Annotated in this window: 19 protein-coding genes, 2 tRNA genes and 1 pseudogene; 8 read left to right on the top strand and 14 right to left on the bottom strand. The window is 37.7% G+C overall.

The window, feature by feature from the left end; genetic code table 11:
* Positions 1-35: 35 nt before the first annotated feature.
* From AC5WOF_RS15445 to trmL, 4 genes are all read right to left on the bottom strand, one after another.
* A complete protein-coding gene (locus AC5WOF_RS15445; RefSeq protein ID WP_496050843.1) occupies positions 36-386 on the bottom strand; it encodes a hypothetical protein in 351 nt (116 codons plus the stop codon).
* 378 nt (positions 387-764) lie between these two features.
* Positions 765-1913, bottom strand: coding sequence for a sporulation protein YhbH (yhbH, locus tag AC5WOF_RS15440; RefSeq protein WP_496050842.1), 1149 nt, complete (start codon positions 1911-1913; stop codon positions 765-767).
* A gap of 28 nt (positions 1914-1941) precedes the next feature.
* Complete coding sequence (locus AC5WOF_RS15435) at positions 1942-3840, bottom strand: PrkA family serine protein kinase (protein ID WP_496050841.1); 1899 nt, start codon at positions 3838-3840, stop codon at positions 1942-1944.
* Positions 3841-4178: 338 nt separating this feature from the next.
* Positions 4179-4643, bottom strand: coding sequence for a tRNA (uridine(34)/cytosine(34)/5-carboxymethylaminomethyluridine(34)-2'-O)-methyltransferase TrmL (gene trmL / locus AC5WOF_RS15430; protein ID WP_496050840.1), 465 nt, complete (start codon positions 4641-4643; stop codon positions 4179-4181).
* Between the two features lie 105 nt (positions 4644-4748).
* On the opposite strand from trmL, the gene AC5WOF_RS15425 reads away from it, so the two are divergent.
* Positions 4749-5921 carry an MFS transporter gene (locus AC5WOF_RS15425; protein ID WP_496050839.1) on the top strand — a complete coding sequence of 391 codons (1173 nt, stop codon included), beginning with the start codon at positions 4749-4751 and terminating at the stop codon, positions 5919-5921.
* A 25-nt stretch (positions 5922-5946) separates the two neighbouring features.
* On the top strand, positions 5947-6786 hold the full coding sequence (locus tag AC5WOF_RS15420; RefSeq protein WP_496050838.1) for a Cof-type HAD-IIB family hydrolase: 840 nt from the start codon (positions 5947-5949) through the stop codon (positions 6784-6786).
* Between the two features lie 2 nt (positions 6787-6788).
* On the opposite strand, the pseudogene AC5WOF_RS15415 reads toward AC5WOF_RS15420, so the two are convergent.
* The 6 genes and pseudogenes from AC5WOF_RS15415 to AC5WOF_RS15390 all read right to left on the bottom strand — a co-directional run.
* Positions 6789-7277: pseudogene (locus tag AC5WOF_RS15415) on the bottom strand (amidase domain-containing protein); the annotation flags it as partial.
* 84 nt (positions 7278-7361) lie between these two features.
* Complete coding sequence (locus AC5WOF_RS15410) at positions 7362-8741, bottom strand: cytochrome P450 (protein WP_496050837.1); 1380 nt, start codon at positions 8739-8741, stop codon at positions 7362-7364.
* 482 nt (positions 8742-9223) lie between these two features.
* Positions 9224-10363 (bottom strand): tRNA epoxyqueuosine(34) reductase QueG, encoded by a 1140-nt coding sequence (gene queG / locus AC5WOF_RS15405; protein ID WP_496050836.1) that lies wholly within the window; start codon positions 10361-10363, stop codon positions 9224-9226.
* A gap of 16 nt (positions 10364-10379) precedes the next feature.
* The gene (gene rnhA / locus AC5WOF_RS15400; RefSeq protein ID WP_496050835.1) at positions 10380-10790 is read right to left on the bottom strand and encodes a ribonuclease HI; all 411 of its coding nucleotides are present in this window, start codon (positions 10788-10790) and stop codon (positions 10380-10382) included.
* 82 nt (positions 10791-10872) lie between these two features.
* Positions 10873-10950, bottom strand: a tRNA-Pro gene (locus AC5WOF_RS15395).
* A gap of 14 nt (positions 10951-10964) precedes the next feature.
* Positions 10965-11048 (bottom strand) — tRNA-Leu (locus AC5WOF_RS15390).
* Between the two features lie 173 nt (positions 11049-11221).
* On the opposite strand from AC5WOF_RS15390, the gene AC5WOF_RS15385 reads away from it, so the two are divergent.
* Positions 11222-12004 (top strand): mechanosensitive ion channel family protein, encoded by a 783-nt coding sequence (locus tag AC5WOF_RS15385; protein ID WP_496050834.1) that lies wholly within the window; start codon positions 11222-11224, stop codon positions 12002-12004.
* Positions 12005-12038: 34 nt separating this feature from the next.
* On the opposite strand, the gene AC5WOF_RS15380 is transcribed toward AC5WOF_RS15385, so the two are convergent.
* Positions 12039-12557 carry a DNA topology modulation protein gene (locus AC5WOF_RS15380; protein ID WP_496050833.1) on the bottom strand — a complete coding sequence of 173 codons (519 nt, stop codon included), beginning with the start codon at positions 12555-12557 and terminating at the stop codon, positions 12039-12041.
* 149 nt (positions 12558-12706) lie between these two features.
* Entirely contained in the window at positions 12707-14614 is a 1908-nt protein-coding gene (locus AC5WOF_RS15375; RefSeq protein WP_496050832.1) for a heavy metal translocating P-type ATPase, read from the bottom strand.
* Between the two features lie 493 nt (positions 14615-15107).
* Between AC5WOF_RS15375 and AC5WOF_RS15370 the strand changes: the two genes are divergently transcribed.
* From AC5WOF_RS15370 to AC5WOF_RS15360, 3 genes are all read left to right on the top strand, one after another.
* Positions 15108-17486 carry a type IV secretory system conjugative DNA transfer family protein gene (locus AC5WOF_RS15370; protein WP_496050831.1) on the top strand — a complete coding sequence of 793 codons (2379 nt, stop codon included), beginning with the start codon at positions 15108-15110 and terminating at the stop codon, positions 17484-17486.
* A 26-nt stretch (positions 17487-17512) separates the two neighbouring features.
* Positions 17513-19831 (top strand): ATP-binding protein, encoded by a 2319-nt coding sequence (locus AC5WOF_RS15365; RefSeq protein ID WP_496050830.1) that lies wholly within the window; start codon positions 17513-17515, stop codon positions 19829-19831.
* Positions 19832-19944: 113 nt separating this feature from the next.
* Positions 19945-21144, top strand: a complete 1200-nt coding sequence (locus AC5WOF_RS15360) for a peptidoglycan-binding protein (protein WP_496050829.1) — start codon at positions 19945-19947, stop codon at positions 21142-21144.
* 52 nt (positions 21145-21196) lie between these two features.
* Here the strand turns inward: AC5WOF_RS15360 and AC5WOF_RS15355 are convergent, their stop codons facing one another.
* Complete coding sequence (locus AC5WOF_RS15355; protein ID WP_496050828.1) at positions 21197-22564, bottom strand: amino acid permease; 1368 nt, start codon at positions 22562-22564, stop codon at positions 21197-21199.
* A 617-nt stretch (positions 22565-23181) separates the two neighbouring features.
* Between AC5WOF_RS15355 and AC5WOF_RS15350 the strand changes: the two genes are divergently transcribed.
* Positions 23182-23832, top strand: coding sequence for a hypothetical protein (locus AC5WOF_RS15350; RefSeq protein WP_496050827.1), 651 nt, complete (start codon positions 23182-23184; stop codon positions 23830-23832).
* A complete protein-coding gene (locus AC5WOF_RS15345) occupies positions 23786-24409 on the top strand; it encodes a divergent PAP2 family protein (RefSeq protein ID WP_496050826.1) in 624 nt (207 codons plus the stop codon). The genes AC5WOF_RS15350 and AC5WOF_RS15345 overlap by 47 nt, the downstream gene beginning before the upstream one ends.
* Here AC5WOF_RS15345 and AC5WOF_RS15340 read toward each other — a convergent pair.
* A complete protein-coding gene (locus AC5WOF_RS15340; protein ID WP_338057502.1) occupies positions 24406-24687 on the bottom strand; it encodes a YuiB family protein in 282 nt (93 codons plus the stop codon). The genes AC5WOF_RS15345 and AC5WOF_RS15340 overlap by 4 nt on opposite strands.
* Positions 24688-24832: the final 145 nt, after the last annotated feature.

Below are 24832 nucleotides of genomic sequence, written 5' to 3'. Positions count from 1 at the left end.
CGTAAAGAAAACCACAGGAACAGTTCTCATATACATCAACTCAATAACTCCAACAAATAACGATCCTGCTCCCGTATCTTCTCCACCTCATACTTCCAGATATGCATACTAAGGGAAGAGTGAAAATGGGTGACCTCTTCCCTGCTTTTTGTTTGGATAAATGGGTATAAATGCTTTAACTTTGGTTCCTGTAAGTCTTCTAATTCGAATTTGAGATGTGCAGTTCCATAACAAATCAGGACATAGATCACTTCGATGATGCTGGATCGGGTATTGGCAGCGCGCAGCCGGTCGATCAGGGCAATGTAGTGTTCCCCTTCACCACAAGAATAAACGAAATATTCCGCTAATAATTTTCCTATTTGTTGTGCTTCCTTTCTTTCCACAGTTACCACCCCTCACCCATCAATTCTTCATATTTTCTCTAAATGAAGCCATTTGTGGTTGCATTGGGATCAATGAACACATTTCGTTCAGCTGTCAACCCTAAATGAGCAAGAATATTCCATTTATTCGAAAGGAAGAGAAAATTACTTTTAATCATGAATCCCTACCTATTTGTGTCAATAGTTACATTATATCGAAATTTATCTCTGAAATAAAAAATAGATTTCGTAAAGGGAAAAGGACATAAACGGTAAATAATATTTATTTATGACAGTAGAGTTGAGCTAACAGATGAGACAAAAGGACCGTTCTTTTGTTTCATCTGTAAATGATAAAAAAATCGCCTCCTCAAATTCAAATGAGAAGGCGATCTTCTTTTACACCACTTCTTTCTCCTGAAAAAAGTGCTTCAATGCATGGTACACTTGGCTTTTTTCTCGAATTACAAAGTGCATAAATTTTGGATCTACCAAATTACGATAGGCCGTCATTAGTGTGCTGTGGCGGTTGTATTGGTTTACTTCACCATAGCCAAACATGTTACTTCTCTCCATCAAAGCTTTGACTAAACCCACGCATCTTTCGTTGTCAGAGGTCAAATTGTCCCCATCGGAAAAGTGAAAGGGATAAATGTTGTAACGATTGGTAGGATAACGACTATCGATTATCTCGATAGCTTTTCTATAAGCAGAGGAACAGATGGTTCCACCACTTTCTCCTTTGGTAAAGAACAGGTCTTCTGTTACTTCTTTTGCTTCCGTGTGATGTGCAATAAACACGATTTCTACATTTTCATACTTGGTACGCAAAAAGCGTACCATCCAGAAAAAGAAACTTCGCGCAATATATTTTTCAAAGATACCCATTGAGCCACTAGTATCCATCATCGCGATCACAACGGCGTTGGAATGAGGCTGAACTTTTTCTTCCCATGTTTTAAAACGAAGATCATCGATCGAGATTCGCGTCTTTTCCCTCGAACCTGCTAATGCATTTCGTTTAATGGCTTCCAATAGCGTACGCTTTTTGTCAATATTGCCCATCAAACCTTTTTTGCGGATATCGGTGAAACGAATCTCCTCGATTTGAATATCTTCTTGTTCTTTGCGTTCCAAATTGGGAAGTTCCATTTCAGAGAACAAAATATTCTCCAATTCATCGATGGAAACTTCAGCTTCAAAGTAATCATCACCTGCTTGGTCCCCCGCACCTTTGCCTTTCCCCTTAGCAGGTGAGCCGGAAGGATCTCTAGCTACCACATCACCTACTTGACTGTCGCCATCTCCCTGACCTACTTGTTTTCCTTTGTTAAAGTTGTAGCGAATGCGATATTCCTCAATGGAACGGATAGGAATCTTTACCATCTGTTTTCCATCTGACATAATAATACTCTCTTCACTCACCAGATCAGGCAAGTTTTTCTTAATTGCTTCTTTGACTTTTTCTTGATGGCGCAGCTGATCTTGATAGCCTTTGCGATGGAGGGACCAATCTTCCTCTGACACAATAAACAGGGGATTCTTCATTTTTCGGTTCACCTCCCGCCTTGTTAGGTTATCGATTGAGTAAACTTCCTACATAACGCAGTAGTCCGTTCGCACTGGAAGGAGTATAGCCATAATCTTCTACCAATCGGGAAATAACTTCATTCATTTTTTTCAGTTGTATTTCATCAGGTGTTTTTGTAGAAGTAGTTATTTTCACTACATCTTTTAAATCAGCAAACAGTTTTTTCTGGATTGCTTCGCGTAAACGTTCATGACTGTTGTAATCGAAGCGCTTTCCTTTTCTTGCAAATGCAGAGATACGGATGAGAATCTCTTCTCGGAATGCTTTTTTAGCATTTTCTGAGATACCGATCTGCTCTTCTATCGAGCGCATCAATTTCTCATCTGGTTCCATTTCTTCTCCAGTAAGTGGATCACGAATTTTGCCCCAGTTACAATATGCCTCCACATTGTCCAAATAATTATCCATCAATGTTTTGGCAGATTCTTCATAAGAGTAAACAAATGCTTTTTGAACTTCTTTTTTTGCAATTTCATCGTACTCTTTTCGAGCTACTGAAATAAAATGCAAATATTTCTCACGCTGTTCGGCTGTGATCGAAGGATGTTGATCTAGTCCATCTTTTAGTGACCGTAAGATATCTAATGCATTGATGTAATCTTGATCAGTACGAATCAAGGCACTGGATATCCGATTGATGACATAACGAGGGTCAATACCTGACATACCTTCGTCTAAGAACTCATTTTGCAGTTCTTGGACATCGATATCTTTCATACCCTCGACAGCCTCACCATCATAGAGTCTCAACTTTTTGAGTAGATCTACACCTTGTTTTTTGGAATCTTTAAGACGGGTCAAGATTGAAAAAATAGCGGCAGCTCTGAAAGAATGTGGTGCAATGTGGATATGGGACAGGTCACTTTGTTTGATTAACTTTTCATAAATACGTTCTTCTGCTGTTACTTGCAGATTGTATGGTATCGGCATTACGATCATCCGAGACTGCAATGCCTCGTTCTTCTTGTTTGCAATAAAAGATTTGTATTCGGATTCGTTAGTATGAGCAACAATTAGCTCATCTGCAGAAATCAGGGCAAATCGTCCTGCTTTGAAGTTACCTTCTTGTGTGAGAGACAATAAGTTCCATAAGAACTTCTCGTCACATTTCAACATTTCTTGGAACTCCATCAATCCACGATTTGCTTTATTTAGTTCTCCATCAAAACGGTAAGCTCTCGGGTCTGATTCTGAACCGTAGTCAGTAATAGTCGCAAAATCAATACTACCAGTCAAATCAGCAATGTCTTGAGATTTTGGATCAGAGGGACTAAAAGTACCAATTCCTTGCCGCTCATCTTCTGAGAGTAAAATACGCTCGATAGTCATATTTTCAATACGACCACCAAACTCTTCTTTCAGACGGAAACGACAAGATGGACATAAGTTACCCTCAATGCGAACCCCTAGCTCTTTTTCAGCTTCGGCTCTTAACTCTCTTGGAATTAGGTTTAGTGGGTCTTCTTGCATCGGACAACCTTTGATCGCATATAGCGCTCCTTCGTCCGTACGAGAATACTGTTCTAATCCCTTCTTCAACATGGCAACAATTGTTGATTTACCTCCACTTACTGGCCCCATCAAGAGAAGAATTCTTTTTCTCACGTCTAACCTACGTGCTGCTGAGTGAAAGTACTCCTCTACCAATCGCTCGATTGAATGATTGAGACCAAAGAGCTCCTCACTAAAAAACAAATACGTTTTTCTACCATCTGCATGTGTCTTTACACCGTGGCTTTTGATCATATTGTAAACACGTGAATGTGCAGTCTCAGCCACTTGCGGATATTCCTTCACAATTTGCAGATAGTCAGCAAACGTACCTTCCCACAGGAAATTCAACTCATTTTCACGGTAGTCGGAAATACGTTTTAAGATGTCCAATGGAAGCCTCCTCTCCGGTAAGAACCAGCTTCACTTGCTTAACCGTTTATTATCGTATTCCACCAATACCCCTACTTTAAAACCTATAAATAGAGAAAAAGTGTATATTACTATATGCTTTTCTATAGCAAAAGGATACGATAAGTTTTAAACTTTTAGAAAAATGGGAGTTAGTAATATATCCAAATTTCCTAGGCAAATGAGAGAAAATCCACTGTACAAGCCATTAATTCATAAGAATGAATTTGAAATTCTATTCTCTACTATTCATTATACATCAAGAAAGCCTAATTTGCTGTTGTTTTCGCATATTAGGCTGATCTTTATATCCATTTCTCCTACTTCAAACCTGGGAAATCGAGCTGACGTAACCCTTCATAAAGCACAATAGCTACTGAGTTTGCCAAATTAAGGGATCTTACTTTTGGCATCATAGGAACACGGATCAAACTGTCTTTGTTTGCTTCTAGGATGGAAGCATCTAACCCTTTTGTTTCTTTTCCAAACACAAAAAAATCACCTTCTTGATAGGAAAACGATGTATAAGACTGTTTGGCTTTCGTTGTAGCACAAAAAAAGCGGCGGTCGGGATACTTTTCGCGAAGTTCTTGAAAAGAATCATACATTTGAATATCTAAATCATGCCAGTAATCTAAACCAGCTCGCTTTAATTGTGTATCATCAATGGCAAAGCCAAGAGGTTTTACCAAGTGCAATTTTGCTCCGGTTACCGAACATGTACGAACAACATTTCCAGTATTAGGAGGAATCTCAGGTTCAACTAATACAATATGAAAAGGCATATTTAATTCTCCTGTCATTTATCATTAGAAATTAATGTATTATTTTACACTTTCAATATAAAAATTATCATTTTATAATGAAAGAAACGAAAAAGGAGTTATCCTTTGATTTATTCCTCAACCAAAAAAAATAATTATATTATTTCTAGTTTCTTTTTGACGTATTTTATCGCGTTAGGGGCTTTTGCACCTCTTTTTAGTTTATATTTACAAGATCTACAATTTACTGGATCACAAATCGGTATAATTGCATCCATCAATCCTCTTATTGTACTCTTTGTCCAACCTCTTTGGGGGTATGTAGCAGACATAACCAAACGTTTTCATTTGATTTTGATCATTACTATCCTATTATCAGCTGGATTAGGGCTCTTATTCCCAATGCTTAGTGGATTCTCTCTATTTCTTTTATTATCCATCTGTCTTGCTTTTTTGCAAGCTGCAATTGAGCCAGTATCTACCAGTATCATTTTAAGTTACACTGAAAAATTCAATTTATCTTTTGGTAACTTTCGTTTATGGGGTGCTGTTGGGTATGGTTTGTCTATTTGGGCATTAGGGCAATTAGCCCAATTGTATTCTCTTAAAATTATTTTTTACACCTTCTCCCTGTTTTTAGTCTTATCTGCTTTTTATGCTTGGAAACTACCATCTCAGCCATCACAGATTACGCAAAGCAAGCCCTCACTAAGACATATAAAAAAATTGATGACCCATAAAAGATTTTTACTCTTTCTTCTCGCATGCTTTCTGGTTTATGGAACCATGCTGTCTAATAATTCTTTTTATGGACTTTTATACATCAGTTTAGGAGGAACAATTTCAGGGTTGGGCATCAGCTTTCTGATCAGTGTAGGCAGTGAAGTTCCTTTTATGAATCTCGCCGGAAAACTACTAAAACACATAAATATTGCTACGATTTTATTTGTAGCTTCCTTCGTTTCAGCTATTCAATATTTGTTATTTTTTTATCACTCTTCTACAAATTTTATTTACCTTATCAACATCGCTCAAGGCTTCTCTTTGGGAATATTCATCCCTGTATCTCTCCAATATGTACAATCTCTTACACCCAAATCATTTCAAACAACTGCTGTAGGAATTTATAGCGGAGTAGGTCTTGGTCTTGGGAACTGGTTTTTTACCTTGTTAGGTGGGATTGTATTGGAACATAGCAATATCCACTATGTCTATCTATTGTTTGGGATTGTCTCTCTCATCGGCATGTTTCTTTTTTTAGTCATACGATTATTACCACAAAACGCAGATCCATTCTAACATACGAATTGTGAGGTTGATCGTTATGTACCCATTATACCCTCTATTAGTGACCGATTTAGATGGAACATTATTAAATTCCGCCAATCAAATACCTCATATAGTAAAAAAAAGGATAAACGATTTCCGGAGTGATGGAGGAAGATTTTCCATTGCCACTGGTAGAAGTTTAGCAGAATGTAAAATATATTTGGAGGAACTCCAAGTAGAAGAACCTGTCATTATTTATAATGGGGCAGCTATCTATTTACCCTTGGAAGATCGTATTATTCCCTTATACACGTTACCTGCGGATCTATTGGAAACTTTATTACAGGATATTCGAAAGCTACCAATAACAGCAGATATCCTCCTCTACAGCCCTACAAGTATGTATGTGCGAAGAATGCGTATATCCACCAGAGAAGTACTGGATCAGCTCCCTATACGTATTCGATTATTTCCTCCGGGGTTAAAGCTACTTGAACCTATTTTTAAAATTCAGCTCATCGGAACATGTGAAGAAATCGATATGCTGAAAGAATGGTCACATACGCATCCACTTGCTAATTATGTAGAATTTACCCAAACAGCGGATGAATATTTTGAAATATTGCCGAGCCATGCCTCTAAAGGAAGAGCTCTTCAAAAAGTGCTGCAATTGATAAATTTCACTATGGATCAAACTGCTGTTATTGGTGATCATTGCAATGATATTTCCATGTTTCAAATTGCATCCTTAGCAGCGGCAGTTCGTAATGCTCACCCTTTAGCTAAAAAACACGCCACTCATGAAGTTCCTTCCAATGATGCAAATGGAATTGCTACCCTAATTGACCATTACCTTATGCGTCGATCAAAAAAACCTACAAGCACTGCATTGTAGGTTTAGCGGATGTGAAAAAAATCATATCGAATATTTGGAGTCCATGCTGCTGAATCTTGATATTGCCAGTAACGATTTTGGCTATTGTTCGTATGGGCATTAACATACGCTTGACCATTTTCATCTTTATACGTCACAATGGTATTATGATTCCATCTGCCATCGCCTTCAAAGTCATAGCAGATAACATCTCCGATTTGTAACTCTTCTACTCGAGAAACCCTCTGTGCCCGACTGCGCAAAAATCCATGTAAACTATGGGCAACTGCCCAGCTGTAACTCCAGTTATCAGGGTGTCCTTTGCGGTACCACCAGCCTCGGCCACGGTCACTACCGCCAACCATAGGATATCCCCCTGCATGTAAACACTGAGAAATGAAATTTGTACAGTCATTAATCGAAAAGTAACGAAATGCCGGGTTATGCGAGTTCCAATAAGTATTTGCATAAGTAACTGCTCGTTCACGATTATACATAGCTTCTCCCCTCCACTATTCATCTATATGTAGAGGGTGGAATGTGGTCACTAAAAAAGTACATTCACAGAAACAATGTGAATATTGATTATTCTGATCCTAAATATTGTTTCTTTTTTTCAAATATAAAGGCATCTCAGCAGGTTGATAAGTCATCGCATAACGAGGACTTACATTTTTGTTAGGGACAAGCGTGAATTCATACTTTTGCACAAATGCAACCATCATGATGAGGGCAGTTGCCAATGACATATCTTGTCCAATACATAATCGCTGGCCTTTTCCAAATGGGTAATAGGCTTTGCGTGCAGTATGATCAAAACGCTCAGGTAAAAATCTGTCTGGATCAAATTTTTCTGGATCTGGCCAAAATCGAGAATCATGGTGAGTTGCAAAAGGACTTAAAATGACAGCCGAATTTCCATGTATGACATAGTTTCCTATTGTATCCTCTTCTACTGAAGTACGAAAATACATCGGAAAAGCTGGGTATAATCGCAATGTCTCATTCAATACCATTCGAGCATATTTCAATTCCTTCAAATCCATGTATTCGGGCATCCGATCTTTTAATACCTTATTTGCTTCCTCGTAGACCCGGTCCGCAATGATTGGGTTTTGGCTGAGCAAATAAGCAGCCCATGTCACACTGCTTGCTGTAGACTCATACCCTGCTAGGAAGATAGTAAAAACCTCATCCCTTATTTGTTTGTCTGTCATATATTGTCCATCTTCATCTTTCGCTTCTAATAAAACATTCAGTAAATCATCTTTTCCTGACTCACTCGATTGTCTTCGCTGATTGATAATCGAATAAATTTCTTGATCCAATTGAACAATTGCCTGTCGGTAGGCAGATTTCCCAGGTGTAGGAAGCCAACTCGGGACAAAAAATGTCCAAACTCTCTTTGTCATCCCTTGAAAAACAGCGTTTGTCAATTCCACTAGCTTTCGGGTCTGCTCTGAATTAATAGATGTGCCAAGTAATGATTTAAGTACCACTTGTACATTCGTTTGTGTTGCATCTTGAAGCATATCCAATGGCAAATTTTCTTCTGAACATTTTTCCCATCTTTGTGCTGCTTCTTTGATTTCTTCATTTACGATAGATGCTACCTTTTCAATTTGGCCCGGATGAAAAGCTGGCTGCATTAATTTCCTTTGTCGTTTCCAGTGATCCCCTTCTGCTGTAAATAACCCATTACCTAAAGCAAACCTGATACCATCCATAATACTCCCTTTTATGTAATTGGAAGCGTTCTCAATCAGGATATGATGAACATAATCTGGATGACTTACTAAATATGCACGGGCTGGACCAGAACCGAGGCGTACAAGACCATCACTTTTTGCTGCCTCACTCATGCAATAACCAAAAGGATCTTTGGCTAACCGAGGAAGAGAAGAAAGAAGACCGAACCCCTTTGGTCCTTTTGGATGTATGACTTTTTGGGAATTTTTTGGGGTTGAAGTAGTCATGTTGTCTGCTCCTTTGTTGTTTGGTGAAATCATATTTCATTTACTCAAAATAAATTGAATTGCTGATTATTATTATAGCATTGTGAGCGAGAGAACCCACGGTTTAAATCGTGGGATGAAAACGAGCGTTGGACAAGGGAAGGGATTTTCTTTCACCAATCCAACCTTTGAAGAAAGTAATTTACAAACGAGTATTCGCATAGTAATATATGTCTAATCGCAGAAGACGAAAACCAAGTTGTTCGCGGCAATAAGAAATTAACATACGTAAACCGTGGGGCACACGGGGTTAGCTTGGTAATGAAATAGTCATGAGGCTATCGTCCCAAGAATCCAACGGTTTTAGCCGTGTGGAGTGTCAAACCAAAAATTTTTACTTAACGGAAAAATAGGATTATGGTAATGTATCATAATATTACTCCAATCAGGATTATTTCCAAAATAAAAAACCAATCCTCTATAGAAAAATAAGAGATTGGTTTTTATTTGCTCTTTTTTAATTTATAGAGCGCTGACTCTATCTCGTTTTTAACCATTGCATCGCCTTCGATAGAAATTGCCTTTTGCAAACTTTTTTCTGCTTCCTCTCCGCCAATTTTCCCAAGTGCCCATACTATGGTCCCTCTAATCATCGGACGAGCATCTTGTTGAAGCATGGAAGTCAACTGGGTAACTACAGATTTATCTTTAAAATGAGCTAAGGCAATAATTGCATTTCGCTGGATTGGATTTTTCCCCCTCCAAGAACCAGACATACTTCCATACTGATCTTTAAATTGTCGATTACTAAGTTTTAACAGTGGTTTCAACAAAGGCTTTACTTTTTCTCTATCTGGTTTCAATGCTTCATGATGATCAAAATATCGCTTTCTATTTTTCGGGCACACCGTTTGACATGTATCACAGCCATACAGGCGATTACCAATTTTATCTCGATATTTTTCAGGAATCATCGTCTTCGTTTGTGTCAGATAGGCAATACAGGATTGTGCATCCAATCTACCTGGTTCTACCAAAGCTCCAGTTGGACAAGCTGTCATACATAACGTGCATTCCCCACAACCATCTTCAATCGGTTCATCTGGTGGAACATACACATCTACCAACATCTCTCCTAGGTACACCCAAGAACCAAATTCCTCTGTAATAATAGAAGTATTTTTGCCGCTCCAGCCAATTCCTGCACGTTCTGCAACTGCTCGATCACTTAAAGCCCCGGTGTCGACCATGGATTGAATAGTAGCATTTGGAATAAGTGAATGTAGATAAACGGCAAGATCATCCAACTTTTGTTTTAGGACTTGATGGTAATCCGTACCCCAAGAAGCTCGACAAAAGATTCCTCTGTAATTTCCAAGTTCTGATTTTGGAGGATTTGAAAGTTTGGCAGGATAAGCGATGGCGATCGCAATTATGGTTTTTACCGTTGGCATTAGCTTTTCTGGATGCGTACGAAGTTCAATATCTTTTTCTTCAAAGCCTGAAGCAAATCCACGCTCTTGTTGTTCACGCAATCTTTCTTTCAATTCTAAGAAGGGATCAGCAGATGCAAAACCAATTTTATCGATTCCTAATTGCTTAGCTTTCTCCATTAGTTTCTCTTTCAATTGCGATCCATCCATCGTCCTACCTCCCTTCTTATTTTGGAACAGCTGCTCGAGCTAATTCATCACAACGGTTGTTTAGCTCCACAGTACTATGTCCTTTTACTTTTATAAACTCCACATCATGTTTTCGATATAATGTTAGTAACTCTCTCCATAAGTCTTCGTTTTTCTTAAAACCTGACCTTTCCCATTTCACATACCACTTTTCATGAAAGCAGTTGACAATATAAGCACTGTCTGAATAAACTTTTACTCTACAAGTTTGCTTTAATATTTTTAACGATCGGATAACAGCCATTAGTTCCATTCGATTATTAGTTGTCTTCAGCTCTCCGCCAGAGATTTCTTTCATTTGATCGCCATATATCAAAATAGCTGCCCATCCACCTGGACCTGGATTTCCAGAACATGCTCCATCCGTATAGACTGTAACTTCTTTCAATTCATTTCCTCCCTATCAAAAGAAAAAGACATATTAGATTTTTTCTCTAACATGTCTTTTTCTATCTTACACCTAAATTGTGTGGTCGGGGTGACAGGATTCGAACCTGCGACCCCTCGCTCCCAAAGCGAGTGCTCTGGCCAAACTGAGCTACACCCCGATATGCAATTTTGGTGGTACCGAAGGTGGGACTCGAACCCACACTCCATAGGAACACGATTTTGAGTCGTGCGCGTCTGCCAGTTCCGCCACTTCGGCTCAGCGACAAAAACTATGATACGATATAATATCCACTGTGTCAATCCCTTTTCAAAAGAAAATTATCTAGCAAACATTTTTATCTTTGATTGAATTTTCTTATATGTTTTATTTTTAAATATGCTATATTATACCTACTCCCATTATTTATCCTAACAAGAAAGGAAGATATTATGAATTGGAACTTTAATATCAATTGGGCTCATGTTTCTGAGGTCATCATCAGTTGTCTTGTTATTATTGCTATTACCTACATAGCCTTTTTGATTATCAAAGGAATTATTTATCGTTTTATCGTTGGAAGAAAAAAAGAAATTCCTCGCCTACAAACGCTAGCCAGTTTAGCCAGCAATTTTATTGGATATGTCCTTTTCTTTGTAGCGATAGTTGCATTACTGGATCAGTTTGGTATCAATGCAACAGGACTCATCGCCAGCGCCGGAATTATTGGCTTAGCTATTGGTTTTGGTGCACAAGGTCTTGTAAGTGATATTGTAACAGGTTTCTTTATCTTGATGGAAGACCAAGTAAATGTAAATGATCACATCACCGTTAACGGATTTTCTGGTGTAGTAGAACAGACAGGGCTACGTGTTTTAAAAATTCGTGATCTTAATGGAGACCTTCACTTTATACCAAATCGCGAGTTAAAATCACTGACCAACCATTCAAAAGGTACTTCCAATACGATCGTCAATGTGAAAATTCCTTATAACAATGGACAAGATATGCTCCCTTACATATCAGAACTCCAAGCAAAATTGAACCAACTAAAAACAGATATGCCACAAATAGTGGAAGGACCTGCTGTACTTGATGTACATACACCAAACAAAGCAGAAAATTATATCCGCATTATCGCTAAAACAGAACCAAATCAAGGAATAGCTGTTGCTAATGTTTTAGAACAACATGCGAAGGAAATTGTAGAAGTAGAAAAAACGGTCACGGTTTAAACAACTTTTATTTTTTAAAGCAAGGCAATCCATCTTATCGATTGCCTTGCTCTATGTTTATCAGAAACTCCGTTACCTCTTTACCATTGCGTAAGATAATGATATTTTTTTGAGTGGTATATTTCTGTGTCATCGCCAATACTTTGTTTCTACGGTGTGCTGGGTATCTCCAAACATACAACAAAAAAGCAAAATCGATCTTCTCTAGACAACCGCTGCCCATATCCGATCTTGTTTGATTACAAGTTAAAACGTAACGTTTGAATACACGATAAAGACAAATCCACCGCGAAATATCTAAAAAAATGATCGTGTCTGCCCTTTCAAGCCTTTGTTTCCAGACACTAGTGTAAGAACCATCTATTATCCAGCTGTCTTTTTGCAAATATTTTTCTTGCAATCTTGCTAATTCTTCAGTTGAAACAGCATTCCAACCAGGTTTCCAAAAAAGTTTGTCCAAATGAATAACTTCTATCTCTAATAGACAACCTAATTTTTTTGCTAAAGTCGACTTGCCAGAACCCGGTGAACCCACAATACATAGTCTTCTCATTACCTCCTCCGTTTCCAGACAAAAAAAAGAGTAGGGTTAGAGAGCCTACTCCTGCACATATCTATTTTTGGTGTTCTATCTTATTCAAGATAAGGCTTCGCTTTACCTTCTTGCTTCTTTTTTTATAAACAAAGAAAGCAAATCCTCTTTTACCGTAATAAACGCAATCCATTTAAAATAACCAAAATCGTACTACCTTCATGTCCAACTACTCCCAAAGGCAAATTGATCAACTCCGTAAAATTAGAGAGCAAGAGGAGTAAGATAACGGTTGCTGCAAAAATAAGATTCTGCTGCACAATCCGCTTCATTCTCTTGGATAAACTGACAGCTGTAGTAATTCGTGAAAGCTTATCATTCATCAGGACAACATCAGCAGTCTCTAGAGCAATATCACTTCCTCCTGCCCCCATCGCAATACCCATACTTGCTTGACTCAATGCTGGAGCATCGTTTACGCCATCCCCTACCATTGCAATTTTACCATGAGTTTCCCTTAATTCTCTTACCTTATTAACCTTGTCTTGAGGCAGTAAACCACTGTAGTACTCCTTAATTCCTAATTCATCTGCAATAACTTCTGCTGTTCGTCTTTGGTCACCTGTCAACATTACTGTATGAATTCCTAATTTATGCAGTGATTGAATCAGAGATTTAGCATCATTTCTTATTGTATCTTTTAACGCAATAGCACCGATTACTTCTTTTTTCCTTTCTATGATCACAACTGTTTTTCCTTGAGCTTCCAATTCTTGAACTGATCTCTGCCTTTCACTCGTCAGGAAAAACCATTCTGGTTTACCGATTCTCCACTCTTCTCCACGGTAATTTGCTTTGACACCATAACCAGTTTCCGCTTGGAGCATCTCTGGTTTCGTACGATCTATCCCTTTGCATTTTGCATGGGAAACGATTGCTTTTGCAATCGGATGTTCAGACAACCACTCTATAGAAGCTACAGCTTGTAGTAATTTCATTTCTTCCAATTCCACAAACGGTACAATATCGGTTACTTTCGGTTTTCCTTCTGTCAAAGTACCTGTTTTATCAAAAGCTACAACATTTATCTCAGACAAGATTTCGAGTTGCATCCCATTTTTAAACAAAATTCCTTTTCGCGATCCATTTGACATTGCAGACAAAATGGCAGGCATAATGGATGCAACCAAAGCACATGGAGAAGCTACAACTAGAAAGACCATTGCCCGATAGAAAGTCTCTGACCAACTCCAGCTAACAATAAAGTGAGGAGCAAATAATAAAATAGACGTTACCAGTAAAATTACTTTTGCATATGTTTTTTCTAAACGTTCTATTTTTAGTTGAGACTCTGGTACCTCTTCTCTAGCTTGATCTACCATGTTTACGATCTTTGCGAATAAACTATTTTCATTAGAAACTGTAACTTTAATGAAAAGTGAACCAGTGCTGTTCATAGTCCCGGCGTATACTTCATCGTTCATGACTTTTGCTACTGGAATTGATTCTCCTGTAATGCTTGCTTGATCAACTTCTGAAGATCCTTCTAACACAACCCCATCTACTGGAATTCTCCCACCAGGTCTTACAACGACAACATCATCCACTTTTAGCTGTGAGACTGGAACTTCAGCCTCCGAACCATCTGAGAAAACGATTGTCGCAACTTCAGGTTGTAGACTGAGCAGCTTAGATAGATCTCGTTCACTTCGAGCCATTGTATATGTCTCTAGTGCTCCACTTAAGGAAAATATAAAGATGAGTAGTGCTCCTTCCAACCAATATCCGATTGATGCTGCGCCAATTGCAGCTACCATCATAAGTAAATCCACACCGAATTCACGTTCTTTCCATAACTCCACAAGTCCTTCTTTTGCTTTTACATATCCCCCAATAAGAAATGCCATAGCATAAAAAGTAACTGCATAATGAAAACTTGATTTTTCCAGTAAAAACGCGACAAATGTTAACAATCCACTTGAGATGGCAAAAACAAATTCCAAATATTGATCTATTTTTTTTGTAGGTTCCATTGATTCTTTACTTTTTTTATCTATTTGATATGTCACTAATTCCATGATCTTCACCACCATTATTAGCGAATTTTATTTCTACCTTTTGGGCAAAAGGACGATGTAATGAGAATGATTTTCATTTTTGCCCACCCGCAACTTTATGATAATTATTATAAAGTAAAAATGATTACTTGTGAATACTTATTTTTATTAATTTCAATCTGTTGTTGTGTACTGTTCCAAGTACAAGATAAGAGGATAAAGGTTACAAAGGTAGGCTAATGCAGTATAAAAACTACTGCTATATTAAAATAACACCCCACTTGAAATATGAAGAACCAATGCCGCTCTATTTGCTGTTTCAAAAAAAGAAGCCCTAATGTAAATAAGGACTTCATTTTTATGATTCTGTTTTTACTATCGTTTTCTGCACTATTATGATAAATTTAAAGAAAATCTGACCACTTCTCGATCAATTGAAGTTGATAGGTTTACCCATCCTATTAGAAAATAGACTAGCCTTACATCCCATCGTAAGGGAAAGGAGCAGATAATCTTGAAGAGGTTTCACTTCTTACCTTTTCTCATCCCTGAAGGGGTTACGTATGAAATAGAAACACTTATAGGCTCAAGGCCGAATTATGCAAATACACAGAAATCCCTTAATGACTACATCGATTATATGAAGTGGAAGTGGTACCGACGCTTTCCCTTTCGTATGATTGAACCTTGGATTTCTTGGGAAATATATGCTGATGATACACAAACCAGGTACTTTTTTTGGGCACCAAATCTACAGTGGGGAAACGAATTTTGGAACCGGATGTATACTTGGAGTCCTGAACTTAATTTCACCCTAGCAGATACACCGAAGATGGATTTTTCTTTACCTCATGCAGGTTTAAAGCTTCAATTAGAACGTGATTTTACTGTGCCGATGCGCATTTATGAAAAGAGCACAATCGATACTCAATCTGCACTTCTCGAGTTTCTTAGCAATGTAGAGGAAGGCGAACAAGTTGGTCTACAATTTTTAATCAGGCCTATTTTTCATCACCAAACTGATAAGGCATTCCAGAGAGCGATTCGAGAAGTTAGTCGAGATAAAACTGCAACTAGAAAAGAAACGGAAATGTATCTGAATGCTATAAAAACAAAAAGCGCCCAAGCACAAGCGGAAGTATCTATTCGCATTGCTGCAACAGCACAATCTTATGAGCGAGCATTTGAACTGACAGACCAAACTGCACGTACATTGAGCTATATGAACTCAAAAGAGTTAAATCGATTTCAATCTCGTGAGTGGTGGCAAATTGTCCGTCCGATGTTCCGTTATGAATGGAATAAACGTATATTCTCTTTTCGCAAACCAGAAAACAAAGTTGTGCTTGGCACTCCAGAGCTTGCTGGTCTTACACGACTGCCCAGTATTGCAGGTACAACAAAATTTGTAAAAATTAAAGGTAGAAGAGTGCTCATTCCTGTTGAGGTGCGAAATTTAGCTAATCGCCCTGACCCTACTATATTGGTTGGTCATAATAACAGAAACATCAACAAGGCACCGGTCTACCTGCCTGTAGAAGATCTAAAAAATCATGTATCGATTGTCGGAGGTCCTAAGACGGGAAAGAGTACCCTCATCGTAAACATGCTTTCTGATTTTCTAAAATTAAAAACAGAGGAAAATAAACACGGTTTAACCTTAATTGATACACAGGGGACATTGTCTGATCAATTATTAGAACAAATTCCACCTAAATGGCATCATTTGGTTCGTGTAGTCCGGTTTCGTACAAGAACTCCATTCAATCCATATGATATGGATTTCCCTGCAAGTGATAACCGAAAAGCAAATCTCATTTCGGAAATCATTCGACGGGTTACAGGTAGTTGGAACCCTATGATGCAAGAAATATTTCTTGTATCAAGCCTTGCTCTATTAAAAGTTGGCATGGCAACCTTAGAAAACTTATTAAAGGTTATCGAAGATGAAGAGTTCTGCAAACGAGTCATCTGTCTGTTAGATGAAAATGATCCAGAACAAGCGACACTTATTCGAAGTCTCATGAGAAACCTGCGTGACACAAAGCGAATTGATTGGCGAAAAGAATTTGTACTCAGCTCCACATTAGCTCGTTTTAGAGGAATGCTCTTATCTTATTCTGGAATTCTGATGAATAAGAAATCCAATTATATTAAATGGCGTGAAGCTTTAGATGAAGGTCACATCGTTATTTTAGATATATCCGCCTGTCCAGCTTATGAACGTACCTTTTTTGGAACTGCTTGTTTTGTTCTATTTCGTCAAGCAATGGTTACACGCGCCAAAGAATTTGGAGCTAATGAACATATGCCGTTGCACCCTCTTATCGTGGATGATGCTAGTTTGTACATGAATGCAGCACTGGACAATATTGAGTTTGTATTAAATGAAGCCAGAAAATACCATGTACCTTTTATCTTGGCAAATTCAGCGTTAAAATCACAACTTCAAGATCAAGACATTGGAACTTTATTCCGTAATTTTGGTACGATATTTGCTTTCCAACAAGGCAGTCCAAGTGATGCACAAGTCGCTGTAGAAAATATGTTGCTTTATGGACTATCCCATCGTGATTTTAACTTGGTGGAAAAACATGTCGCTTATCTTCAAATGATAGTGGACAATGTAAAGATACGGACCTTTAGTATGAACATTAGAAAACCTCCAAACCCAATACACGATATATCAGCAGATCAAATGGCCAAAGAACACTTCGATAAAGCAATGGAAATCGAAGAAAAGGTAGCAAAAGAAAAAGAAAATCAAAGAAAAAAGAATTGGCAGGACATCGAAGAAAAAGTAAAATTATTAGAACAAAAATTAAAGAATATGGAACCCTATTCATCTGAAGAGGAAGAAGATGACTTTATCGACATCTTCTATGAAGATTGATTTTTAGTTGAAAGGAGTGAAAATCATTGAAAAGGTATCATTTCTTACCACAATCCATTCCAAAAGGCGTCCTTTATGAAGTAAATACCTTATTAGCAGATTCACCTTCCTATGATTTAACTGCCATCGCTTGGCAAAACATTCTCGAATTTTTGCAGCAAAAATGGTTTCGTCGTTTTCCATATGCCTGGTTTGAACCTTGGGTAGCGTGGGAAGCATTTGCTACCGGGACAAGAACACGCTTTTTTTATTGGGCACCTAATGAAACGATCGGACAGCATACACTAGACCGAATTGCTTTAGAGCACTTTGAATTCAATTATGAATATGCCGAAGACCCTTATCAGCTTGATTTTTCTAAGCCTCATAATGGCATGAAGTTATTTTTAGAGCGTGACTTCACTGTCCCAATTGAAATATTTACAGGCAGCCACGACAGCCTGACACAACTTGTTGAACATATGAGCAATGTCGGCCCAGGACAGGAATTATTGATTCAATATTTGATAAGACCAGTTTATGATAGGCAGATGATTCCTAAATTTAGAAGAGTACTAAACAGCCTTAAAAAAGATAAATCATCCGATACAGGAATGTACCTTGATGCAATTCAAGAAAAAATGGAACAACCCAAAGCAGAAGTCGCTATTAAAATCTTAAGTTTTGCTGATTCTGAAGAGAATGCAAAAAAAATTACGGAGCATACTTATCGGTCTCTGGCCATGTTAAACTCTCCAGAATTAAATCGATTTCACTCCCGTGAATGGTGGAGAATCATTCATCCATTATTTAGATATGAAGCACAAAATCGTATTTTTCCTTTTCGCAGACCACAAAATGCAGTGATTTTAGGTACTCCAGAACTATCTGGATTAGCAAGATGGCCAACCACTTCAGGTTCTAGTAAGCTAGTCCGTACCAAAATGCAATATCCACCTCCACCTGTCGTGGTTAGAAAATTAGCGAAAGAGCCCGGTAATATCTTTATAGGTAATGGTAAACGATTTACAGCTCGTTTCCCCATCTATCTACGACCAGAAAATTTAGATGATCATATTGCCGTTATGGGTGGACCAAAATCGGGGAAAAGCGGTTTTATTTTAAATCTCATTGATGACTTGATTAAACTGCGGACAGATGAAAACCGCATGGGCTTCACCATCATCGATACAAAAGGGACATTAGCCAATGATGTGCTAGATCGTATCCCTCCAGAAATGCATGATAAAGTTACAGTTGTACGTGCAAGGGAAGGCAATTTTCCTTTTAATCCATTTGATGTGGACTACTCGATTCAACAAAAAGGTGGACAGGTAGTCGATATATTAGCTCGTGCAGATTCCTCTAATTGGAAACCTGTCGTCACGGAAACATTATTGCTTATTGGATATTCTCTCTCTAAAATAGGCATTCCTAATTTGCGGAACATTCAACGAGTCATTGAGGAACCAGAATTTTGTAACTGGGTTATCGATCAACTTGATGAATCTTTACCAGAAACAGCTACCCTAAAACGCTCTCTGTTAAAATACGTACAAAAAGATAGCAATAAAATCAGCTGGCCTCGTGAGTTTATCGAAAGTTTCAGTACTGCTCGATTACGTAATATCAATACTTCTGGTATCACTAGAATGATGAATGCTTACACATGTGGAATTAAATGGTTGAAATCATGGGAAGATGGTCACTACAATATCATTGATATATCAGGTATGCCACCTGGAGATCAACGACTTATCGCTGCTTGTACCATCGCTCACTTCGAACTTGGTATGGTATCACGTGGAAGAAAAAATGCAGAAGGAAAATACGCACAACATCCACTTATTATTGACGAAGGGTCAGGATTCGTTGATCTATTTGGTGATTTAAAAACTCTTACTGATTTTTACCGGGAGTTTAACATGCCATTGATATTATCAACCCAAGGTTTGAAAGATCATATGCCGCCGAGTTATACAGAAGCTTTTTTCCGTAACTTCGGTACTCATGCCGTCTTCCAATTAGGAAGTATTAAAGATGCTCAAACCGTGAGAGATAGTCTGCGTTCAGAATCATTCTCTTTAACAGAATTCGACTATTATCAAATCAATCCTCGTCATTGTTATATACAACATACTCTACTTCGATCAGAAGTGTTTATTTTAAACCCAAAAGAAATTAATCCTGCAAATTACACAGGAACGGGACAATCCATAGCAGATAAATCATTAGCAACAGCTCTAGAAACAGAAGAAGCAAAACGAGCAGAAATTAAATTAGGACTTAAGCCATTGGTAAAAGAAAAACAAGAAGATCCAGTTTATAAACTTATTGATCAATTGTACGAAAATGATGTTTCCTAAAATTAACAGTAAAAAGAATCCTCTGTTGTTACTAAAAATTTTAATTTTGTATACTCTTCTCCTATTCCCTTGTAGTATGATGTGGATAACTAATTAGTGAGGGGAGGAAGTGTATGTCAAAATTATCCGGTCTATTTAAGAAAGAATCACCAACTAGTAGCAAGCTTGCCAAATGGTTAGAACTAACATCCATTGGTGTTATTTGCACATTTGGTGGTTTTTTCGTCTATCACTATACTCAAACATTTGCGCAGTCTCCACCTGCACAGCAGCAACCAAGTGTTCAAAAATCACCTATTGTAATGAATACTGTTGTTTCTAAAGATGCGAATGAACAGATGATGGAGAACCTTCCATCCAAAAGTTTGGAAACAACACTAAAAGTAAAGCCTATTCCTTACAATGGAACGGATCAAAATGAAGATGTACCCCTAACGGGAGTTTCTTCTACTCCACAGGGTAGTAGTGATGCAGTCGAATTGCCTGATACTTCTATAGCTTCACAAACACCATCGACAACAACTGATTCAACCTCAACTGATGTAGCTGATTCTCAGTCTTCAGAACCAACAAACCCAGTTGAGATCATTACTGATCCAGACTATGCTGTAGCAGATAGCAACGTCGAAAAAGAACAAGTAAAAGGAAAAGAAGACAAACAACATTCCAACCTAATTACAGCAGCTATCCAAAAATCAAAGCCAAAACCAGCTGTAAAAGAGAAACCAACACCAATACAAGTCATTACAAAGCCTGTTACTTCGAAACCGAGTACTTCGACTTCAAAGCCTAGTACTTCAACTTCGAAGCCTAGTACTTCAACTTCGAAGCCTAGTACTTCAACTTCGAAACCTAGTACTTCAACTTCAAAGCCTAGTACTTCAATTTCGAAACCGAGTACTTCGACTTCGAAACCTAGTACTTCGACTTCAAAGCCTAGTACTTCGACTTCAAAGCCTAGTACTTCGACTTCAAAGCCTAGTACTTCAACTTCGAAACCGAGTACTTCGACTTCGAAACCATCAAAACCAAAAGCACCATATGCAGTACAAAAGACATTCCCTGGAACAAAATACTTTAAAACAGGTGCTAAAAATAAATTTGTTACACAATTAGGTCACATGTTAGTAGCAGCTGGTTATGGAAAGTATTACAAAGTTGGCCCTGGACCAGAATGGACATCAGCTGATTTGAAAAATACACAAGCATTCCAGCGTGCACAAGGCTGGACAGGCGGCGATGCTGATGGATACCCAGGTCCCGAAACATGGAAACGCTTATACAATAAGTACTATACAAAATATAGTCACTAGAAACATGCAAAACGCTACTTTCATTGGAAAGTAGCGTTTCTTTTTCGTCAGTCTAAGCGTTACGCCTTTTATCAACAAACACATAGTATATGATGTAACACAAAATAATAGCTGGAATACCTAAATATACAGATAGAGCTGTTGATGGATCTAAAACTTGACTTAACATCACAATAGCATTTAGAACAAAAGCAAGAATAGGAACAAATGGATAGAATGGAGTTCGGAAAGATAAATTCTCTACTTTTCCACCATTTTTCACATATTGTCGTCTGAAGAAAAACTGTGATGCAGCAATGGACATCCAAGCAATAACAGCTGTAGTACCTGCTATGGACAGAATCCACATATAAACGGTATCAGCAGCAAACTTAGATGTAAGCAAAGACAAACTAGCAACCAAAAAACTTATGACTAGTGCCCAAAATGGAACCCCTCGATCTGTTACTTTTCCTAGTAATTTAGGAGCCATCTTATTTTTTGATAGCGCATACAACATTCTGGTTGCAGCATATAATCCAGAGTTTGCGACAGATAACAATGCTGTGATAATAACAAAATTCATGATGTCTGCAGCATAGGGGACTCCAATTTTATCTAAAGCCAGTATAAATGGACTTTCTACAACGCCAGCTTGTTTCCATGGTATTAAACACACCAACACCGCAATTGCTAAACCAAAAAATAAAATTGTCCGATAAACGGTTTGATGAATGGCTTTAGGCAAGGTTTTCTCTGGATTTTCACTTTCACTTGCAGCAATTCCCACTAGTTCAGTTCCCTGAAATGAGAAGTTCACTGCTATCATTGTCATTAAAATGGGAGTAAATCCATTTGGAAATATACCATCTTTGAACAAATTTGCAAATCCAGTTACTCCGCTATGTACAGGTATGAAACCGAAAATAGCAGCTGCACCAATTATAATAAAGAGGACAATCATCGAAACTTTGATAATTGCAAACCAAAACTCAGTCTCTGCAAAACTTCTTGCGGAGAAAGCGTTTACTAAAAACAGTATGACACCAAATACTAAACTCCACACCCAAATACTTACATCCGGAAACCACCGCTTCATTGTTGAACCAATTGTTACCAATTCCAATGCAACGGTTGCTGCCCAACCAAACCAATATAACCAACCGACCATAAAACCCGTTCCTGGGCCTACATATTTGGTTGTATAATCTTGAAATGAACCAGAAGATGGATCTGCTAGTGTTAATTCCCCTAGACATAACATGATTAGATACATCACCAGACCGCCAACAAGAAACGAAAGAATTGCTCCGACTGGTCCTGCTTGACTAATTGTATAACCAGAGCCATTAAAAAAGCCTGTCCCAATGACTCCACCCAATGCGATCATAAAAAGGTGTCTACTTTTCATTGATCTTTTTAACTTATTTTGGTTATCCATAAATACCTCCTCACTGACTAAGCCATTATGACATGTTTTTATTTTGTTTGCAAATAATGTCTAATTTGTTTAAATATTTCATTTTAATATACCTAAAATTTTCTTAGAAAGAGTGTATCTGTTATCTAGTCTTATTCGAGGCATATATTAGGTGATATGGGACTACCAATACTTTACGAGAGGAGCATTGATAATGAACTGCTGATTGTCTTATAAAATCCCCATGTTAAAGGAAAATGATGTATTTGCTCGACAAGAAAGGCTGTAGATGACACTTGATCATATTTTTAGGCCAAATACAAGAGATACTGTTATCCATGGCAACAAACACACAACAGTTTATTATGAAGTTTGGGTTTGGGGTGTAATGTTTCCATGCATTTTCAAAAAAGATGGGAGTAGCGGAAGGAAAAGGATTATCCATTACTGAAGCTGTTTTAAAACTCGGAGTACTTTTTTCAGGTGAATCAGCAACTCAATTCGGACCGTTTTTTCAATAACAAAAATAAACACATCAATTTCTATTTTGCCAAATCATCTCTGTTCTTCTTGAATTTTTTGCATAGTTTGTTACAATAGTCACTAGTTTCATTACAAATTTTAAAGGAGTTTATAATATGTTAAAAAAAGCTCTCATTTTATTTAGTTGCCTCTTACTACTATCTGGCTGTTCCTTACTTGCCGATTCTGGTACCAAAAAAGAACTAATGGATCAAATGGACAAATTGATGGATCATCATGACAAAAACATGGGTAATCAACGTCAGATGATTAATGACTACAACTCCGCAAACCAGCTAGGAAATGAAATCTCTCAAGCTTTAAACCAAGGTACCAATATGAGCGAAACCCAGTACAACCAATTAATGTCCTCTTTAGATAAAGCTAATACTGATCTAACTACATATAAGCAAGGTGTTCAAACTTTGCTTAATGAAATCCCTGCCGTTGAAAGCAAAGCAAATGAGTTGAAAAACGAAGAAACCAAATCAAGAGCAACCCAATATTTAACGGCATTTAAGAAAGCAACCCAATCGCAAGTGGATTATATCAATAACTTTCAAAATCTAATTGACTCTTATCGTCAAGCTTATGTCACTATCTCACAAGGTCAACAACCTAATATCGATAAATACGATGAATACTCCAAAAAAGAGGGAGAACTTGTCGATAACTTCAACAAAGAAATCGATGAATTTAACGCAGCTTGGAAAACGCTCAATGAAAAAGACTTTAATCGTGAAGTTAAAGAAAACCTATCTTTCTAATATTTCCACTTCCAGCTTTCAAATGAAAGCTGGTTTTTCTTGTGCAGAATATGAGACAATAAAGGAGAAATGCACAGTTGTATCCGAAAGGCAGGACCTCTACATGGTAAGTGATTTACTTGCAAATTTTCCTTTATGGACATCGTTACTGGCGATTTTACTCGCACAATTTTTGAAAATAATATGGAATCTCTCCATGACAGGTAAATGGGATTGGATATGGATTTATCATTCCGGTGGTATGCCCAGTGGACATACTTCAGCAGTAAGTTCTCTTTCCACTGCAATTGGTCTTACACAAGGATGGAACTCTTCTACTTTTGCAATTGCTACAATCTTGAGTGTCGTTGTCATGTATGATGCAACAGGTGTAAGAAGACAGGCTGGAGTACACGCTCAAGTATTAAATCGCCTCGCAGAAGATATGACCAAGTTGCTTGCAGAAGCAAAAGAAAAATCCCCTGCCGAGACAAGGGAGAAATTAAAAGAGATCTTAGGTCATAAACCTATTGAAGTCTTTGTTGGATTATGGTTTGGAATTATCGTGGCTATCATTAATTATTATCTTTGGTATTAGAACATCCGGTAACCTTTAGCTCTTAAATAACGTATGGTTAAACCACTGCCTACAACCCCTGCTAAACTTGCAATTAACCACGTAATATCCGTCATATAAACGGTGTTAATTTGAAATGCAAAATACACAATTAGGGCTGCAAATAAATAAATCGGTAACCATGTAGTCTTTAATATCATATTTAAGATAAATCCTATCCCAAAAAAGAAAACCAGTAATAAAGGGATAGAAATAATTAATTGAACAAGGCTAATTGGGGGAACTGCTAACATTGTCATTGGAATTATCTCCTTCCACATGCTGCCTATATGGTACAAAAAATGAGACATGCGGTCAATGGCTGTCTTTCTCTACACAAAAAGAGCAATCCTACTTTCCTGTAGATGATTGCTCTTTTTGTGTAGCTAAGTAACTTATCTACAT

Source organism: Shimazuella sp. NTD250, from assembly GCF_059510375.1.
The sequence above is the reverse complement of the archived record's forward strand: the minus strand, read 5'-3'. Positions and strand labels throughout refer to the sequence as shown.

What these genes read in the sequence shown, in the direction of transcription:
- AC5WOF_RS15420 (WP_496050838.1), top strand. Translation starts at nt 5,947, where the DNA reads ATGTACCCATTATACCCTCTATTAGTGACCGATTTAGATGGAACATTA.
- trmL (WP_496050840.1), bottom strand. Translation starts at nt 4,643, where the DNA reads ATGCCTTTTCATATTGTATTAGTTGAACCTGAGATTCCTCCTAATACT.
- AC5WOF_RS15380 (WP_496050833.1), bottom strand. Translation starts at nt 12,557, where the DNA reads ATGAGAAGACTATGTATTGTGGGTTCACCGGGTTCTGGCAAGTCGACT.
- AC5WOF_RS15385 (WP_496050834.1), top strand. Translation starts at nt 11,222, where the DNA reads ATGAATTGGAACTTTAATATCAATTGGGCTCATGTTTCTGAGGTCATC.
- AC5WOF_RS15410 (WP_496050837.1), bottom strand. Translation starts at nt 8,741, where the DNA reads ATGACTACTTCAACCCCAAAAAATTCCCAAAAAGTCATACATCCAAAA.
- AC5WOF_RS15375 (WP_496050832.1), bottom strand. Translation starts at nt 14,614, where the DNA reads ATGGAATTAGTGACATATCAAATAGATAAAAAAAGTAAAGAATCAATG.
- AC5WOF_RS15360 (WP_496050829.1), top strand. Translation starts at nt 19,945, where the DNA reads ATGTCAAAATTATCCGGTCTATTTAAGAAAGAATCACCAACTAGTAGC.
- AC5WOF_RS15340 (WP_338057502.1), bottom strand. Translation starts at nt 24,687, where the DNA reads ATGACAATGTTAGCAGTTCCCCCAATTAGCCTTGTTCAATTAATTATT.
- AC5WOF_RS15350 (WP_496050827.1), top strand. Translation starts at nt 23,182, where the DNA reads ATGTTAAAAAAAGCTCTCATTTTATTTAGTTGCCTCTTACTACTATCT.
- queG (WP_496050836.1), bottom strand. Translation starts at nt 10,363, where the DNA reads ATGGATGGATCGCAATTGAAAGAGAAACTAATGGAGAAAGCTAAGCAA.
- AC5WOF_RS15355 (WP_496050828.1), bottom strand. Translation starts at nt 22,564, where the DNA reads ATGGATAACCAAAATAAGTTAAAAAGATCAATGAAAAGTAGACACCTT.
- AC5WOF_RS15345 (WP_496050826.1), top strand. Translation starts at nt 23,786, where the DNA reads ATGAAAAAGACTTTAATCGTGAAGTTAAAGAAAACCTATCTTTCTAAT.
- yhbH (WP_496050842.1), bottom strand. Translation starts at nt 1,913, where the DNA reads ATGAAGAATCCCCTGTTTATTGTGTCAGAGGAAGATTGGTCCCTCCAT.